Raw genomic sequence first — 15,113 nt, 5'->3', positions numbered from 1 at the left:
ATGATAAGGACGGTTTCGACCACGCCTTACGACGACCAGAAGCCCGGCACGTCGGGCCTGCGCAAGAAGGTGCCGGTCTTCCAGCAGAAGAACTACGTCGAGAACTTCGTGCAGTCGATCTTCAACAGCCTGCAGGGTCGCGAAGGCAAGACGCTGGTGCTGGGCGGCGACGGGCGCTTCTACAACCGCGAGGTGATCCAGATCGTCATCCGCATGGCCGCGGCGAACGGTTTCGGCAAGGTGATGGTCGGGCAGGGCGGCATCCTCTCGACGCCGGCGGCATCCAATGTCATCCGCAAATACCAGGCCTTTGGCGGCATCATCCTGTCGGCGAGTCACAATCCCGGCGGTCCGCACGAGGATTTCGGCATCAAATACAACGCCGAGAACGGCGGCCCGGCGCCCGAGAAGCTGACGGATGCGATCTTCGAGCGGTCGAAGAAGATAAGCGAATACAGGATCGCCGATCTCGAGCCGATCGACATCGACAGGATTGGCGCGGTCGCCGCAGGCGGCATGATGGTCGAAGTGATCGATCCGGTCTCGGACTATGCCGAACTGATGGAGAGCCTGTTCGATTTCGACGCGATCCGAAAAATGTTTAAGGCGGGCTTCCGCATGCGCTTCGACGCGATGCATGCCGTGACAGGGCCTTATGCCAAGGAGATTTTCGAGAACCGGCTCGGTGCGCCGAAGGGCACGGCGCGCAACTTCGTGCCGCTGCCCGATTTCGGCGGGCATCATCCGGATCCGAACCTCGTCCACGCCAAGCATCTCTATGACGAGATGATGGGCCCCGACGCGCCGGATTTCGGCGCGGCATCCGACGGCGACGGCGACCGCAACCTGATCATCGGCCGCGGCATCTTCATCACGCCGTCGGATTCGCTGGCCATGCTCGCGGCCAATGCGCGTCTCGCGCCGGGATACAGGAAGGGACTGAAGGGTATAGCGCGGTCGATGCCGACCAGCGGCGCGGCCGACAGGGTGGCGGAGAAGCTCGGCATCGGTATGTACGAGACGCCGACCGGCTGGAAGTTCTTCGGCAACCTGCTGGACGCGGGCAAGGCGACGATCTGCGGCGAGGAGAGCGCAGGCACCGGCTCCGACCATGTTCGCGAGAAGGACGGTCTGTGGGCCGTTCTCCTGTGGCTGAACATCATCGCCGCGCGCGGCGAGAGCGTGAAGGAAATCGCGGAAAGGCACTGGGCGACCTACGGCCGCAACTACTACTCCCGCCACGACTACGAAGAGGTGGAAACCGACCGCGCCAACGCGCTTGTGGCAGGCCTGCGCGGCAAGCTGGCGGCACTTCCCGGGACAAGCGTGGGCGGCATGAAGATCACAGCGGCCGACGACTTCGCCTACCACGACCCCGTCGACGGCTCGGTGAGCAAGAACCAGGGCATACGCGTTCTGTTCGAGGGCGGCTCGCGCGTCGTTTTTCGCCTGTCGGGTACGGGTACGTCGGGTGCGACGCTGCGCGTCTACATAGAGCGATACGAGCCAGACAAGACACGGCACGGCCTCGATACGCAGGAGGCGTTGGCCGCACTGATCGCGGCCGCAGACGACATCGCCGGCATCCGCAGCCACACCGGCCGCAACAAGCCAAGCGTCATCACCTGATGCAAGTGGGGCGGGCGGCCGCGATAAAACCGCGGCTTGGCGCGCATGTCTCCCCGGACGGCATCCGTTTCGCCATCTGGTCCGGGGCTGCCCCGCGCATGTGGGTGTCGACCTTCGACGCGCGCGGGAGCCGCGAAACCGACAGAATCGAGCTTTCGCGCGGCGCGGATGGCGTCTTCTCGGCTTTCGTGCACGGTCTGAAGGAAGGCGCGCGCTACGGCTTGCGCGCCGACGGGGAGTATGCGCCCGAGCGCGGTCTGTGGTTCGATCCCGACAAGTTGCTCGCCGATCCCTACGCGATCGAGATGGATCGGCAATATGTCTTCGATGCCAGGCTGTCGGCGCGGCGGGGCGAGGGCGGCGACACCGCGCCGCTGATGCCAAAGGCCATCGCCAGGGCTTTGCCGGAACCAGTCTCGCCTCGGCCGCCCCTCTTCCGCCCGGGCGGCCTGATCTACGAACTTAACGTCCGCGCGTTCACCATGCTGCATCCGGCGATCCCCAAACGCATGAGGGGAACGGTTGCCGCCCTTCGCCATCCGGCCGTCCTCGCGCATCTGCAGAAACTCGGGATCGCCGCGGTGGAACTCATGCCGGTGACGGCATGGATCGATGAGCGGCACCTGTCGGCGCTGGGGCTGAGGAATTCCTGGGGTTACAACCCGGTGACGTTCATGGCGCTCGATCCGAGGCTCGCGCCGGGCGGGCTGTTGGAGCTGAGGGATACGGTCGCGGCGCTACGCGAAGCGGGCATAGGCACGATCCTCGACCTGGTCTTCAATCATACGGGCGAGAGCGACGTGTTCGGCCCAACGCTTTCGCTGCGTGGCCTTGACGCGAGAACCTATTATCGCCACCGGGACGACGGATCTCTGGTCAACGACACCGGCACGGGCAATACGATCGACTGTAGCCAGCCGGTAGTGCAGGAGTTGATCCTCGATTCGCTCCGGCATTTCGTGCGTCATGCGGGCGTCGACGGTTTCCGCTTCGATCTCGCCACCATCCTCGGGCGCGAACCGCAAGGCTTCGACACGCAGGCGCCGCTGCTTGCCGCGATGGGATCCGATCCCGTGCTGGCCGACCGCATCATGATCGCGGAGCCTTGGGACATCGGTCCGGGCGGCTACCAGCTCGGCAATTTCCCCCAAAACTTCCTCGAGTGGAACGACCGCTACCGCGATGACATCAGGCGCTTCTGGCGAGGCGATGACGATACGATCGGCACATTGGCGACACGGCTTGCCGGTTCGTCGGATATTTTCGCCAGCGGGGGGGCCAAGGAGACGCGTACGGTGAACTTCGTCGCCGCCCACGACGGCATGACGCTCGCCGATATGAGCGCGTATGAGAAAAAGCATAACGAGGCCAACGGGGAGAACAACCGCGACGGCCACGACGAGAATTTTTCCTGGAACTGCGGCACAGAGGGCGAAAGCGCGAACCCAAAGGTGAAGGTGCAGCGGGCGCATGACACATGCGCCTTGCTTGCCACCCTGTTCATGTCCCGCGGCACTATCATGCTGACGGCAGGCGACGAGTTCGGCCGCACGCAGAAGGGCAACAACAACGCCTATGCGCAGGACAATGCGCTGACCTGGCTCGACTGGGCCGGCCGAGATCAGTCGATCGAGGAGTTTACGATCGCGCTCGCAGCAATCCGCAAGGCAGCGCCGGCGCTTGCCAACATGGCGTTACTCACCGGCGAGGCGGCCGGCGGCGTCGCCGACGTGGCCTGGCTCGACGAAACCGGCCGGCCGCTCGGCACCGAACAGTGGACCGATCCGAGACGGCGTCGTTTCTCGATGGTCCTGGCCAACGGGACGCCCGACGGCGGACGCTTGGCAGTCATGCTGAATGGCGACCGCGAAGGGGTTTCCTTCGTCCTGCCGTTGCGCGATGAATTCCGGTGGAAGCGGCTCCTGCCCGAGGGACGGGGGTCGGGCGACTGGACGATTGCCGGCCGCACGGTCGCTCTGGCGATCGAGGAAGCGGCGGCTGGCGGGAAGGGCGGGCGATGAGCGAGGCGGGACGCAATCCGGACTGGTGGCGCGGCTGCGCGATCTATCAGGTCTATCCGCGCTCGTTCCAGGACACCACCGGCGACGGCGGCGGCGACCTCAACGGCGTGCTGCAACGCGTCGGCCATATTGCTTCGCTTGGCGTCGACGCGATCTGGCTGTCGCCCTTCTTCAAGTCGCCGATGGCGGACATGGGTTACGACGTTTCCGATTATCGCGCGGTCGATCCGATGTTCGGATCCCTCGATGACTTCGACGCGCTGCTGGCCGAGGCACACCGGCACGGGCTGAAGGTCGTCATCGACCAGGTGTTGTCGCACACCTCCGACAAGCATCCCTGGTTCGTCGAAAGCCGCGCCGACCGCACCAACGCCAAGTCCGACTGGTACGTCTGGACGGACGCCAAGCCCGACGGGACAGCGCCAAATAACTGGCTCTCGGTGTTCGGCGGCTCGTCCTGGGAATGGGATTCGGTGCGCCGGCAATACTACATGCACAACTTCCTGGCGGCGCAGCCGGACCTCAATTTTCACAATCCGCAAGTGCAGGATGCGCTGCTCGACACGGTTCGCTTCTGGCTGGACAGGGGCGCGGACGGCTTCCGTCTCGACACGGTGAACTATTATTTCAACGACCGCTGGCTGCGCAACAATCCGCCGCTTGCCGAAGCGATGGCCGGCACGATCGCCGAGACGAATCCCTACCTCTATCAGTCGCATCTCTTCGACAAGTCGCAAGCCGAAAACCTCGGTTTCCTGAAGCGGTTCCGCGCGTTGCTCGACGAATATGAGGGGCGCGCCTCGGTCGGCGAGGTCGGCGACGAAACACGCTCCCTGCAAACCGTCGCGGCCTACACGAGCGGTGGCGAGCGGCTGAACATGTGCTACACGTTCGACCTGCTCGGGCAGCAATTCTCGGCCGCGCATGTGCGCGGCTGCGTCGAAGCGTCCGAGAAGGGGGTCGCCGACGGCTGGGTATGCTGGGCGTTCTCCAACCACGATGTCGTGCGCCACGTCTCGCGCTGGACACGGCCGGGCGAAGACAGCGACGCCCTCGCCAAGTTCGCAATCACGCTGCTTGCGTGCCTGCGCGGCTCGATCTGCCTCTATCAGGGCGAGGAGCTTGGACTGACGGAGGCAGAGATCGCCTTCGAGGATCTGCGCGACCCTTACGGCATCAGGTTCTGGCCTGGCTTCAAGGGAAGGGACGGCTGCCGTACGCCGATGGTCTGGGAGGCAGAAAAGCCCAATGCCGGCTTCTCGACAGGCAAGCCGTGGCTGCCGGTGCCGGACGAACACCGCAGGCGCGCGGCCGATGTCCAGTGGGGCGATCCGATATCGGTGCTGTCGCGCTATCGCTCGGTGCTTGCGCTTCGCAAACGTCACGCGGCGCTCGTCCGCGGCTCGATCGCCTTCATCGACGGTCAGGATGACGTGCTCGCTTTCTTTCGTGAGGCCAACAGCGAAAAGCTGCTCTGCGTGTTCAATTTCTCGCAGGAGGAGCGCCGGTGGACGCTGCCGCCGGGTGTGCTCGTCTTCGACGAGTTCGAACTTCCCGAGCGAAATGCAAGGCTGGACGGCCCGGCCATCAAGCTGCAGCCTCTGGGATGTTTCCTGGGTCGGGTCCTTTAGCAGTATCTTTCGTGCGCTCGCGCCATGGCAAGTATAGTAAGGCGAAACCTCCTCTTGCGCCTGTCGCCGGACGCCCTGTGCCTTTGCGTAACTTCGAACTCTGTTGAAATCGCAAGCGCGCCTGATAGGTTGGCGGCAGAATGGCGCTCAGGAGCCCGGGTCAAAGAGCCTGGCTCTGCTAAGCAGCCGTCGGTGCCCTGAGGGGGCACCCAACATGAGGAGAATCCAAAATGCTGAAATCTCTACTTAAGGCGACAACCGTGTTCGCCTTCGGCCTGGGACTGGCCGGCAGCGCGCTGGTTGCGCCTGCCTGGTCCGAGGTCGTCTACAATCGCGGCAGCGCCGCCGATCCGGAATCGCTCGACCCGCACAAGACCTCGACCATCTACGAAGCCGATATTCTCCGCGACATTTTCTTGGGCCTGGTGACCGAGGACGTGAAGTCCGAAGCGATCCCCGGCGCGGCCGAAAGCTGGACGGTTTCCGACGATGGCAAGGTCTACACGTTCAAGCTGCGCCAAGGCGCGACCTGGTCGGACGGCGCGCCGGTCACAGCCGACGATTTCGTATTCTCATGGCGTCGCCTTCAGGACCCGGCAACGGCCGCGGAATATGCCTCGATGCTGTACGTCATCCAGGGCGCGGAGGAAATCAACACCGGCAAGGCCCAGCCCGATACGCTCGGCGTCAAGGCGATCGATGCGAACACGCTGCAAGTCACGCTCAAGTCCCCGACGCCCTACTTCATCGAAATGCTGACGCACCAGTCAACCTATGCGCTCAGCAAGGCCAACGTCGAGAAGTTCGGCGCGGACTTCATCAAGCCGGGTAATCTCGTCACCAACGGCGCCTACACGCTGACCGAGTTCGTGCCGAACGACCACATTAAGCTGACCAAGAATCCGAAGTTCTATGACGCCGACAACGTCAAGATCGACGTGGTGAACTATATCCCGAACGAAGATCGCTCCGCTGCAATGAAGCGCTTCGAGGTTGGCGAGATCGATACCTATGCCGACCTGCCGACGGAGCAGTTGGCCGATCTGAAGGCCAAATTCGGCGACCAGATCCGCGTGGGACCGTACCTTGGTACTTATTACTACGCCATCAAGACCGACAAGGCGCCCTGGGACAACGTGAAGCTTCGTCATGCCGTATCGGAGGCGATCGACCGCGACTTCCTGGCCGAGAAGGTCTGGTCCAACTCGATGCTGCCCGGCTATTCGATGGTCCCGCCCGGCATCGAGGGCTACACGTCCGCCATGGCCGATTTCGCCGAGAAGTCGCAGATCGACCGAGAGGACGACGCCAAGAAGGTGCTCGAAGAGCTTGGCTACGGCCCCGACAAGCCGCTGAAGATGGAAATCCGTTATAACACCTCGGAAAACCACAAGAACACGGCGGTCGCCATCCAGGAGCAACTGAAGCCGCTCGGCATCGAAGTGACCTTGCTCAACACCGATACCAAGACGCACTACGCCCATCTCGAGTCGAAGGGTGACTTCGATGTCGCGCGTGCCGGCTGGATCGCCGATTACAGCGATCCCGAGAGCTTCCTTGGCATCTCGGTGAAGGCCTCCGGCAACAACTATTCAAACTTCAACAACGAGAAGTTCGAGGCGTTGATGAAGGAAGCCGCCGCGGCTGGCGGAGATCCGGCCAAGCGCCTCGATCTGCTGTCGCAGGCTGAACGTGTCCTGATCGACGAGGTTGGCCAGATTCCGCTGCTCTACTACAGCTTCAAGAACGCGGTTTCCCCGAAGATCGTGGGTTGGGAAGACAATGTGATGGATCGCCATCCGACCCGGTTCATCAGCAAGACCGAGTAAGCTTTGTGGGTGGGCCGGCGCATTCCGTGCGTCGGCCCCCTGGATCTTTGAGATGGGGCGCCTGTCTGTCTCGCACCCGATCCAAGCGCCGCGACTCGAGTGGACGTGCCCAGACGATCCCTGCGCAGTTCCTGCAACGGTTTGGGCCGGCCGCGCATTGTTGTCGCGCCGGTGGATCGCGGTGGCTGGTGCACTGCCGTCGGTCGGAGAATTAGGCCATGATATTATACGTCATTCGGCGTCTCCTGACGGCGATTCCGACGCTGTTCGTGATCGTAACCCTGGCGTTCTTCCTGATACGTGTCGCGCCTGGCGGCCCGTTCAACCAGGAGCGCGGTCTCCATCCGGAGATCAAGGCGAACATCGAGCGTCAGTTCGGCCTCGACCAGCCGCTTGTGTCGCAATATCTGAGCTATCTGAAGAACGTGCTGCACGGCGATTTCGGGCCGAGCTACGTGCTGCCGAACTTCACCGTCGCAGAGCGCTTTGCCGCGGGCCTGCCGGTGTCGATCCAACTCGGCTTCTCGGCCCTCGTCTTTGCGCTGCTCGTCGGCGGCACGCTGGGCGTCATCGCCGCACTCAACCAGAACAAGGCCGGCGACTATGCAGTCATCGCCACCGCCACCGCCGGGAGCACGATCCCCACCTTTGTCATAGCGCCGCTCATCCAGCTCCTGTTCGGGCTGACCTGGAAGCTTCTGCCCGTCGGCGGCTGGGGTGACGGCGCGCTGATCAATAAGATAGGCCCGGTCCTGACCCTGGCCTTGCCGCAGATGGCCATCGTTGCCCGTCTTATGCGGGGTTCGATGATCGAATCTTTGCGCTCGCACCACATCCGCACGGCGCGAGCCATGGGCCTGTCGGACTGGTCTGTCGTGGTCAAGCACGCATTGCGCGGTGCGATGCTGCCGATCGTGTCCTATGCCGGCCCGGCTGCCGCCGCGTTGATGACCGGCTCGGTCATCGTCGAGACGATCTTCGCAATCCCCGGCGTCGGGCGCGAGTTCGTCCAGGCGGCGCTGAACCGGGACTACACCGTCGTCATGGGAACCGTGGTGTTGATCGCGGTCTTCACTATTCTGTTCAATCTGATCGTGGACATTCTCTACGCCTTCGTCGATCCGAGGGTTCGCTATGACTGATGTTGCCGCGACCCCGGTTTCCCCGGACGGGCCAAGCCCCACGTCGCCGACCGAGGTCGAGGTAGCCGTCGCTGGCCGCTCGGCGTTTGGCGACGCATGGCTGCGGCTCAAGGCCAACAGAGCGGCGATGATCAGCCTATTTTACCTGATTGCGATGGGAGTGGTGTGCGTCGCGGGCCCATGGTTCTCGCCGCACAACTACTCGACCATCTATGCGGACTACGTCCGGACGCCGCCGAGTCTCTCTCCCTATCCCGCCGAGGACACTATCGAGACGTCGCTGACCGACGTGGTGAAGCGCATGCGGCTGGACCTGAAGGAGTGGCGGCAGGAAGGCGAGCGTGTGTTCGTCACGGTCACATCCTCGCGCGAGATCGATGACCGCAACATCCGCTATCTCGACCGTTCGGACACGTTCGACGACGCCAAGATCGAGAGCAAATCGGCAGACGGCAAGGAGGCCGTGTTCAGCGCCGGGGTGAAGCAGCAGTATTTTCTGTTCGGCACTGACAATATCGGGCGCGACCTGCTGACCCGCACGCTGGTCGCCGGTCGCATCTCGCTGGCCATCGGACTTCTCGCAGGCTTCGTCGCTGTGGCCATCGGGGTCCTCTATGGCGCTGCCTCTGGCTTTATCGGCGGCAGGGTCGACGAGATCATGATGCGCATCGTCGACGTACTCTATTCGCTGCCGTTCATATTCTTCGTGATCATGCTGGTCGTCTTCTTTGGCCGGAACTTCGTCCTGATGTTCATTGCCGTGGGCGCGGTGCTGTGGCTCGACATGGCGCGCATCGTACGCGGCCAGGCTCTATCGCTTCGCCGTCAGGAGTTCGTGCAGGCGGCGGAAGTCATGGGCGTTTCGCAATGGGGCATCCTGAAGCGCCATATCATCCCGAACCTGCTCGGCCCTGTCGTGATCTATATGACACTGCTCGTGCCGCAGGTCATTCTGCTGGAGAGCTTCCTGTCTTTCCTTGGTTTGGGTGTTCAGGAACCGATGACCAGCTGGGGCGTGCTGATCTCCGTCGGCGCCGCGAATATCGGCAGCGCCAACTGGCTCCTGATGTATCCGGCGGTGTTCCTGGTATCGACCCTCTTCGCGCTGAATTTCGTGGGCGACGGCCTGCGCGACGCACTGGATCCGAAGGACCGCTGAGATGACCGGAGAGGCCATATTGTCGATCCGGGACCTGCGGGTCTCGTTCGCCACCATCGACGGCACGGTGGAGGCGGTTCGGGGCGTCGACCTGCATGTCAATGCCGGCGAAACCGTCGCGGTCGTCGGCGAGTCCGGTTCGGGGAAGAGCCAGGCGATGATGGCGGCGATGCAGCTCCTGGCGTCGAACGGCAAGGCTACGGGACACATCGACTACCGGGGCCAGAACCTGCTCACGCTCAAGAAATCGGAGATCAACGCTATCCGCGGCAAGAAGATCAGCATGATCTTCCAGGAGCCGATGACGTCGCTCGACCCGCTCTACTCGATAGGGAACCAGTTGATCGAAGCGATAAGAAGGCACCAGGACCTTTCGCGGGCAGATGCCCGCGCCGAGGCGCTGCGGCTGCTTGCGCTCGTGCACATCCCCGACCCCGAACGCCGCTTGCGATCCTATCCGTACGAGTTGTCCGGAGGCCAGCGGCAGCGGGTGATGATCGCCATGGCGCTCGCCAACGGTCCCGACATCCTGATCGCGGATGAGCCGACGACCGCGCTGGATGTGACCATCCAGGCGCAAATCCTGACGCTGCTTGCCGAATTGCAGGCGAAGCTCGGCATGGCGATCGTCTTCATCACGCACGACCTCAACATCGTTCGCCGCCTTGCCGACCGCGTCTATGTCATGAGGCAGGGCCTGGTCGTCGAAGAGGGAACCACGGAGCGCATTTTCACGGCTGCCGAGGATGAGTACACGAAGATGCTGCTCGCCGCCGAGCCGGAAGGACGCAAGCCGCCGCCAGCGCCATCCTCGCCGGTCCTGCTCGAGGGACGCGACGTCTCGGTGACGTTCGATGTCGGCGGTGGTTTTCTCGAAAAGAAGCTGGTGATCCGCGCGGTTGCCGGCGTTTCGATCCGGCTGCAGCGCGGCCAGACCATCGGTGTCGTCGGCGAGTCCGGTTCAGGCAAGTCGACGCTTGGCCGCGCGCTGCTGCGCATGATACCCAGCGAAGGCGCGATCCGCTTCGGCGACCGCGATATCTCTCATCTCCACCGCAGCGAAATGCGGCCCCTGCGCAAGCGCATTCAGTTGGTCTTCCAGGACCCGTTCGGCTCGCTGTCGCCCCGAATGACGGTCGGGCAGATCGTGAGCGAGGGCCTTCTTGTCCACGAGCCGTCGCTGTCCAGCCGCGATCGCGACCAACGGGCCGTCGAGGCGCTGCGGGAGGTTCAACTCGATCCCTCCACGCGCAATCGCTATCCGCACGAGTTCTCCGGCGGGCAGAGGCAGCGCATCGCCATCGCCCGGGCGATCATCCTGAAACCGAGCGTGGTTATTCTCGACGAGCCGACATCGGCGCTCGATCGGTCGGTGCAGAAGCAGATCGTTGCCCTGCTTCGCGACCTGCAGGCGAAGCACGACCTGTCCTACCTGTTCATCAGCCATGATCTCGCCGTCGTGCGGGCGATGGCCGACTATGTCGTGGTGATGAGGGCCGGCAAGATCGTGGAGGAGGGGACGACGGACCAGATATTCGACCAGCCGGCCGAAGACTATACCCGCGCCCTGATGGCGGCCGCCGTCGATCAAGCTCGGTTTGCTGAGCTGAAAATGTGAGGAAAACTGGTCGGAGTGGCAGGATTTGAACCTGCGACCCCGTCGTCCCGAACGACGTGCGCTACCAGACTGCGCTACACTCCGCGACCAGACGCGGGCTTATAGCCGCGACGTTCTGATCCTGCAAGCGCGAATGGCTTGGTTTTCGGGGCGTCGGGCGTTTCGCCGCGGCTTTTCGGTTCCAAGACGAAGCGACACCGCCTATACGGGGGCGAGCGGCGCCTGCTGCGGCGGACCCGAAACGTGTTTCTGATCTGGAGTTCCTGCCCGTGTCGTTCAAGATCGTCGCAGAGGCAAGCCCGAACAGCTTCGCCTTCGAGACCAGCGCACTGATCAAGGCGACGGGTTTTCGCGAATACGATGCGCGCTGGTGGTTCGGCCATCCCGGCTCCCAGCGCGAGCCGGATATAAACCTGGTTGGGGTCCAGGCGCTCGGCATGGGGCTCGGAACACTGATTCGGCGGCTTGGCGTTGGTCAGGATATCGTCACCGGGCACGATTTCCGCAGCTATTCGCTGTCGATCAAGCTGGCGCTGGTATCGGGGCTGATGGCGGCGGGCGCGCGGGTCAAGGACGTTGGACTGGCGCTGTCGCCGATGGCCTATTTCGCGCAGTTCGCGCTCGATGCGCCGGCCGTCGCGATGGTGACGGCCTCGCACAACGAAAACGGCTGGACCGGCGTCAAGATGGGGGCTGAGCGCCCGCTGACATTCGGGCCGGAGGAGATGTCGGCGCTGAAGGAGATCGTGCTTGACGGCGATTTCGACCTGGCCGGAAGCGGCTCATACGAGTTCGTTGCCGACTTCAGGAAAACCTATCTCGACGACCTGACGATGGGGAAGAAGATCGCGCGAAAACTGCGCGTGGTCGCAGCCTGCGGCAACGGCACGGCCGGCGCCTTCGCACCGGAAGCGCTGGAACGCATCGGTTGCGAGGTAATCCCGCTAGACATCGAGCTCGACCATACGTTCCCGCGCTACAATCCGAACCCGGAGGACATGCAGATGCTGCATGCGATCCGCGACAAGGTGCTGGAGACGGGCGCCGATGCCGGGCTGGGCTTTGACGGCGACGGCGACCGCTGCGGCGTGGTCGACAATCTCGGCAACGAGATTTTTGCTGACAAGGTCGGCGTTATGCTGGCGCGGGACATCTCGTCGCTGCACCCCGGCGCGAAATTCGTCGTGGACGTCAAATCGACGGGTCTTTTCCAGACGGATCCGGTGCTGAGGGCCAACGGTGCTTCGACCGACTACTGGAAGACCGGCCATTCGCACATCAAACGCCGCGTCGCGGAGCTAGGCGCCATCGCGGGCTTCGAGAAATCCGGCCATTTCTTCTTCAACCCGCCGATCGGACGGGGTTATGACGACGGCCTTGTCACCGCAATCGCCGTGTGCCAGATGCTCGATCGCAATCCCGGCAAGTCGATGGCCGAACTCTACGCGGCTCTGCCTCCCACATTCGGCACGCCGACCATGTCGCCTCATTGCGACGACGACCTGAAATATGAAGTGGCGGATCGGGTGCTGGCGGACTTCAGGGCGATGAAGGCGGCAGGCGAGATGTTCGCCGGCCAGAAGATCGCCGATCTGGTCACGGTGAACGGGGTGCGGGTGGTGGCCGAAGACGGGACCTGGGGGCTTGTGCGCGCGTCGTCGAACAAGCCGGAGATGGTGGTGGTGGTGGAAAGCCCGGTGTCGGCAGGAAGGCGGCGGGAGATGTTCGAGGCAATAGACTCGGTGCTGCGCCGGAACCCGGAAGTCGGCGCCTACAACCAGACGTTCTGAGGGTCGGAAATCCGTGGCCAGGACATGAGCGAAAAGATCGTCGGCTTCGTGATGAGCGGCGGCGTCGGCTCGCGGCTTTGGCCCTTGTCGCGCGAGGACAATCCGAAGCAGTTCCACGACCTGGCAGGCGATGGCTCGATGCTGGCCAAGACGCTGAGGCGGCTGGCGGCGAGGCCGGCTGGCGCGACTCCGATCTACCTTATTGCGTCCGAAAGACATTCGCGCCGCGTCCGCGCCGATCTCGCGCAGGTCGACGTCGCAGGTGGCGGCGCTATCTTCGAACCGGTGGGCAGGAATACCGCTGCGGCGGTAGCCGTCGCGACGCTGCAGACGCTGGCCGAGCATGGCGACGCGGTCATGCTGGTGGTGCCCTCGGATCATGAAATCTCCACCGACAGCCAGTTTTGGCGGACGGTGGAAGAAGGCGTGCCGGCCGCCCTTGAGGGACGGATCGTGGTCTTTGGCATCAAGCCGACGCAGCCCGAGACCGGCTATGGCTATATCGAGGTGAGTGAAGGCGGCCCTGTGCACGATGTGTCGCGTTTCGTCGAGAAGCCGGACCTGGCAACGGCGGAAAAGTATCTCGCCAGCGGCAATTTCTACTGGAACACCGGTATCTTCCTGTTCCGGGCGGGCGCGATGCGCGACGCTTTCATGAAGCTCCAGCCCGAAATATGGGATGCGGCGCGCCAAGCGTTCGCAGCCGCGACCAGCGATCTCTCCGGCCTCTACATGCCGCTCGACCTTTACGAGGCGGTCCCGTCCGATTCGGTCGACTATGCGATCATGGAGAAGGCGGAGCGCATCGCCATGGTCCCGGCAGGTTTCCGCTGGAACGACCTCGGCTCGTGGCAATCGCTGCTCGACGCCGGGCCGGCCGACAGGCAAGGCAATGTGATCGTCGGCGATGTTGTCGCCATCGATTGCGAGAACTCCTATTTCCGCAGCGACGGCAGCCTGTTGTCGGCGATCGGGTTGAAGAATGTGGCTATCGTTTCGACCCCGGACGCGACCTTCGTCGCCCCGGTGAGCCACAGCCAGAACGTCAAGAAGATTGTCGAGCAACTCGAAAAGAGCGGCCGGCTGGAGACGCGCTTCACGCCGGCGCCCGATCGCGTGCTGGTTAGCGGCGCCTGGCGGCGGCGCGTGCATCACTGGCTGTTCGACGAGACGCTGCCATTGTGGTCGACCAAGGGCGTCGACGATCTCCACGGCGGGTTTCACGAGGCGCTCGGCTTCGACGGCCTGCCGATCGCGAAGCCGAAGCGCATGCGCACCATGGCGCGACAGGTCTATGCCTTCGCGGTCGCCAGGGCGCGCGGCTGGGACGGACCCGCTGACCGGCTGATCGCACACGGTCTGGAGTTCATGGGGCGCAACGGCCGCACCGAACGCGGTGGCTGGGTGCGCACGCTGAATGTCGACGGCAGCGTCGCCGATCCGGTCGAGGATGCCTACGATCATTCCTGCGTGCTCTTGGCGCTCGCCTGGGCGCATCTCTGCGGCAACCCGGACGCGCTGCGGCTGGGCGAGGAGGCGTTTGCCTTCCTCGACGGGCATCTGCAAGACGGCGAGGCCGGCGGCTATCTGGAGACGCCGACACGCGACAAGACGCGACGCTCCAACCCGCATATGCATCTGCTGGAGGCTTTCCTCGCCTGGCATTCAGCGACCGGCGACCCGGCGCATCTGAAGCGCGCCGAGCGCATCGTCGAGCTGTTCCGAAAACACTTCTTCGATCCGGAAAGCTGGACGCTCGGCGAGTTCTTCGACGAAAGCTGGAAGCCGGAAGCCGGCGAGGCGGGCACATGGACGGAGCCTGGCCACCATTTCGAATGGGCCTCGCTGCTGGTCGATTATGCGCAGAAGAGCGGCCGGCCCGAAATGACGGCTTACGCGAGAAAACTCTATGCGTCGGCGATCGCCAACGGCCTGAACCGTGCGACGGGACTAGCTTATGGCGCGGTGTCGCGTCAGGGCATCCCGCTCGACCGCGTGTCGCGCAGCTGGCCCCAGACCGAGGTGATCAAGGCTGCGCTAGCGTTGGACAGGAGCGGCGGGCCGGACCTCAAGCCGGAGGTCGAGGCGCGCGTCGGGCGACTGTTCCGCTGGCATATCGACCCGGCCCCGACCGGGCTCTGGATCGATCCGATAGACGAGCGCGGCAGGTCATTGGCGACCGAAGTGCCGGCCAGCATCTTCTACCATCTGGTCAGCGCGCTGACGCAGTATCTGGATGGGACGGAGGACACTGGAAGTCAGCGATTGTGACTTGAATGGGGTACGGCTGTGCC

Annotated in this window: 9 protein-coding genes and 1 tRNA gene; 9 read left to right on the top strand and 1 reads right to left on the bottom strand. The window is 63.7% G+C overall.

Annotation, left to right across the window (positions count from 1 at the left end; genetic code table 11):
- From ABLE71_RS00380 to ABLE71_RS00350, 7 genes are all read left to right on the top strand, one after another.
- Positions 1-1,629 carry an alpha-D-glucose phosphate-specific phosphoglucomutase gene (locus tag ABLE71_RS00380; protein WP_348781405.1) on the top strand — a complete coding sequence of 543 codons (1,629 nt, stop codon included), beginning with the start codon at positions 1-3 and terminating at the stop codon, positions 1,627-1,629.
- Positions 1,629-3,650 carry a glycogen debranching protein GlgX gene (gene glgX, locus ABLE71_RS00375; RefSeq protein ID WP_348781404.1) on the top strand — a complete coding sequence of 674 codons (2,022 nt, stop codon included), beginning with the start codon at positions 1,629-1,631 and terminating at the stop codon, positions 3,648-3,650. The genes ABLE71_RS00380 and glgX overlap by 1 nt, the downstream gene beginning before the upstream one ends.
- Entirely contained in the window at positions 3,647-5,281 is a 1,635-nt protein-coding gene (locus ABLE71_RS00370; protein WP_348781403.1) for an alpha-glucosidase, read from the top strand. Before glgX ends, ABLE71_RS00370 begins: the two co-directional genes overlap by 4 nt.
- Positions 5,282-5,511: 230 nt before the next feature.
- A complete protein-coding gene (locus ABLE71_RS00365) occupies positions 5,512-7,110 on the top strand; it encodes a peptide ABC transporter substrate-binding protein (protein ID WP_348781402.1) in 1,599 nt (532 codons plus the stop codon).
- Between the two features lie 218 nt (positions 7,111-7,328).
- Positions 7,329-8,252: an ABC transporter permease subunit gene (locus ABLE71_RS00360; protein WP_348781401.1), complete on the top strand. Its 924-nt coding sequence runs from the start codon at positions 7,329-7,331 to the stop codon at positions 8,250-8,252.
- Positions 8,245-9,411 carry an ABC transporter permease subunit gene (locus tag ABLE71_RS00355; protein WP_348781400.1) on the top strand — a complete coding sequence of 389 codons (1,167 nt, stop codon included), beginning with the start codon at positions 8,245-8,247 and terminating at the stop codon, positions 9,409-9,411. Before ABLE71_RS00360 ends, ABLE71_RS00355 begins: the two co-directional genes overlap by 8 nt.
- Before the next feature lies 1 nt (position 9,412).
- Entirely contained in the window at positions 9,413-11,029 is a 1,617-nt protein-coding gene (locus ABLE71_RS00350; protein WP_348781399.1) for an ABC transporter ATP-binding protein, read from the top strand.
- 7 nt (positions 11,030-11,036) lie between these two features.
- On the opposite strand, the gene ABLE71_RS00345 is transcribed toward ABLE71_RS00350, so the two are convergent.
- Positions 11,037-11,113: transfer RNA gene (locus ABLE71_RS00345), tRNA-Pro, on the bottom strand.
- A gap of 185 nt (positions 11,114-11,298) precedes the next feature.
- On the opposite strand from ABLE71_RS00345, the gene ABLE71_RS00340 reads away from it, so the two are divergent.
- Together ABLE71_RS00340 and ABLE71_RS00335 are read left to right on the top strand one after the other, a co-directional pair.
- Positions 11,299-12,819 carry a phosphomannomutase/phosphoglucomutase gene (locus ABLE71_RS00340; protein ID WP_348781398.1) on the top strand — a complete coding sequence of 507 codons (1,521 nt, stop codon included), beginning with the start codon at positions 11,299-11,301 and terminating at the stop codon, positions 12,817-12,819.
- 24 nt (positions 12,820-12,843) lie between these two features.
- On the top strand, positions 12,844-15,090 hold the full coding sequence (locus ABLE71_RS00335; protein WP_348781397.1) for an AGE family epimerase/isomerase: 2,247 nt from the start codon (positions 12,844-12,846) through the stop codon (positions 15,088-15,090).
- Positions 15,091-15,113 lie beyond the last annotated feature (23 nt).

This window comes from Mesorhizobium sp. KR9-304, from assembly GCF_040049215.1.
Classification (GTDB): domain Bacteria; phylum Pseudomonadota; class Alphaproteobacteria; order Rhizobiales; family Rhizobiaceae; genus Mesorhizobium_K.
This window is presented reverse-complemented; position numbering and strand designations above follow the sequence as displayed.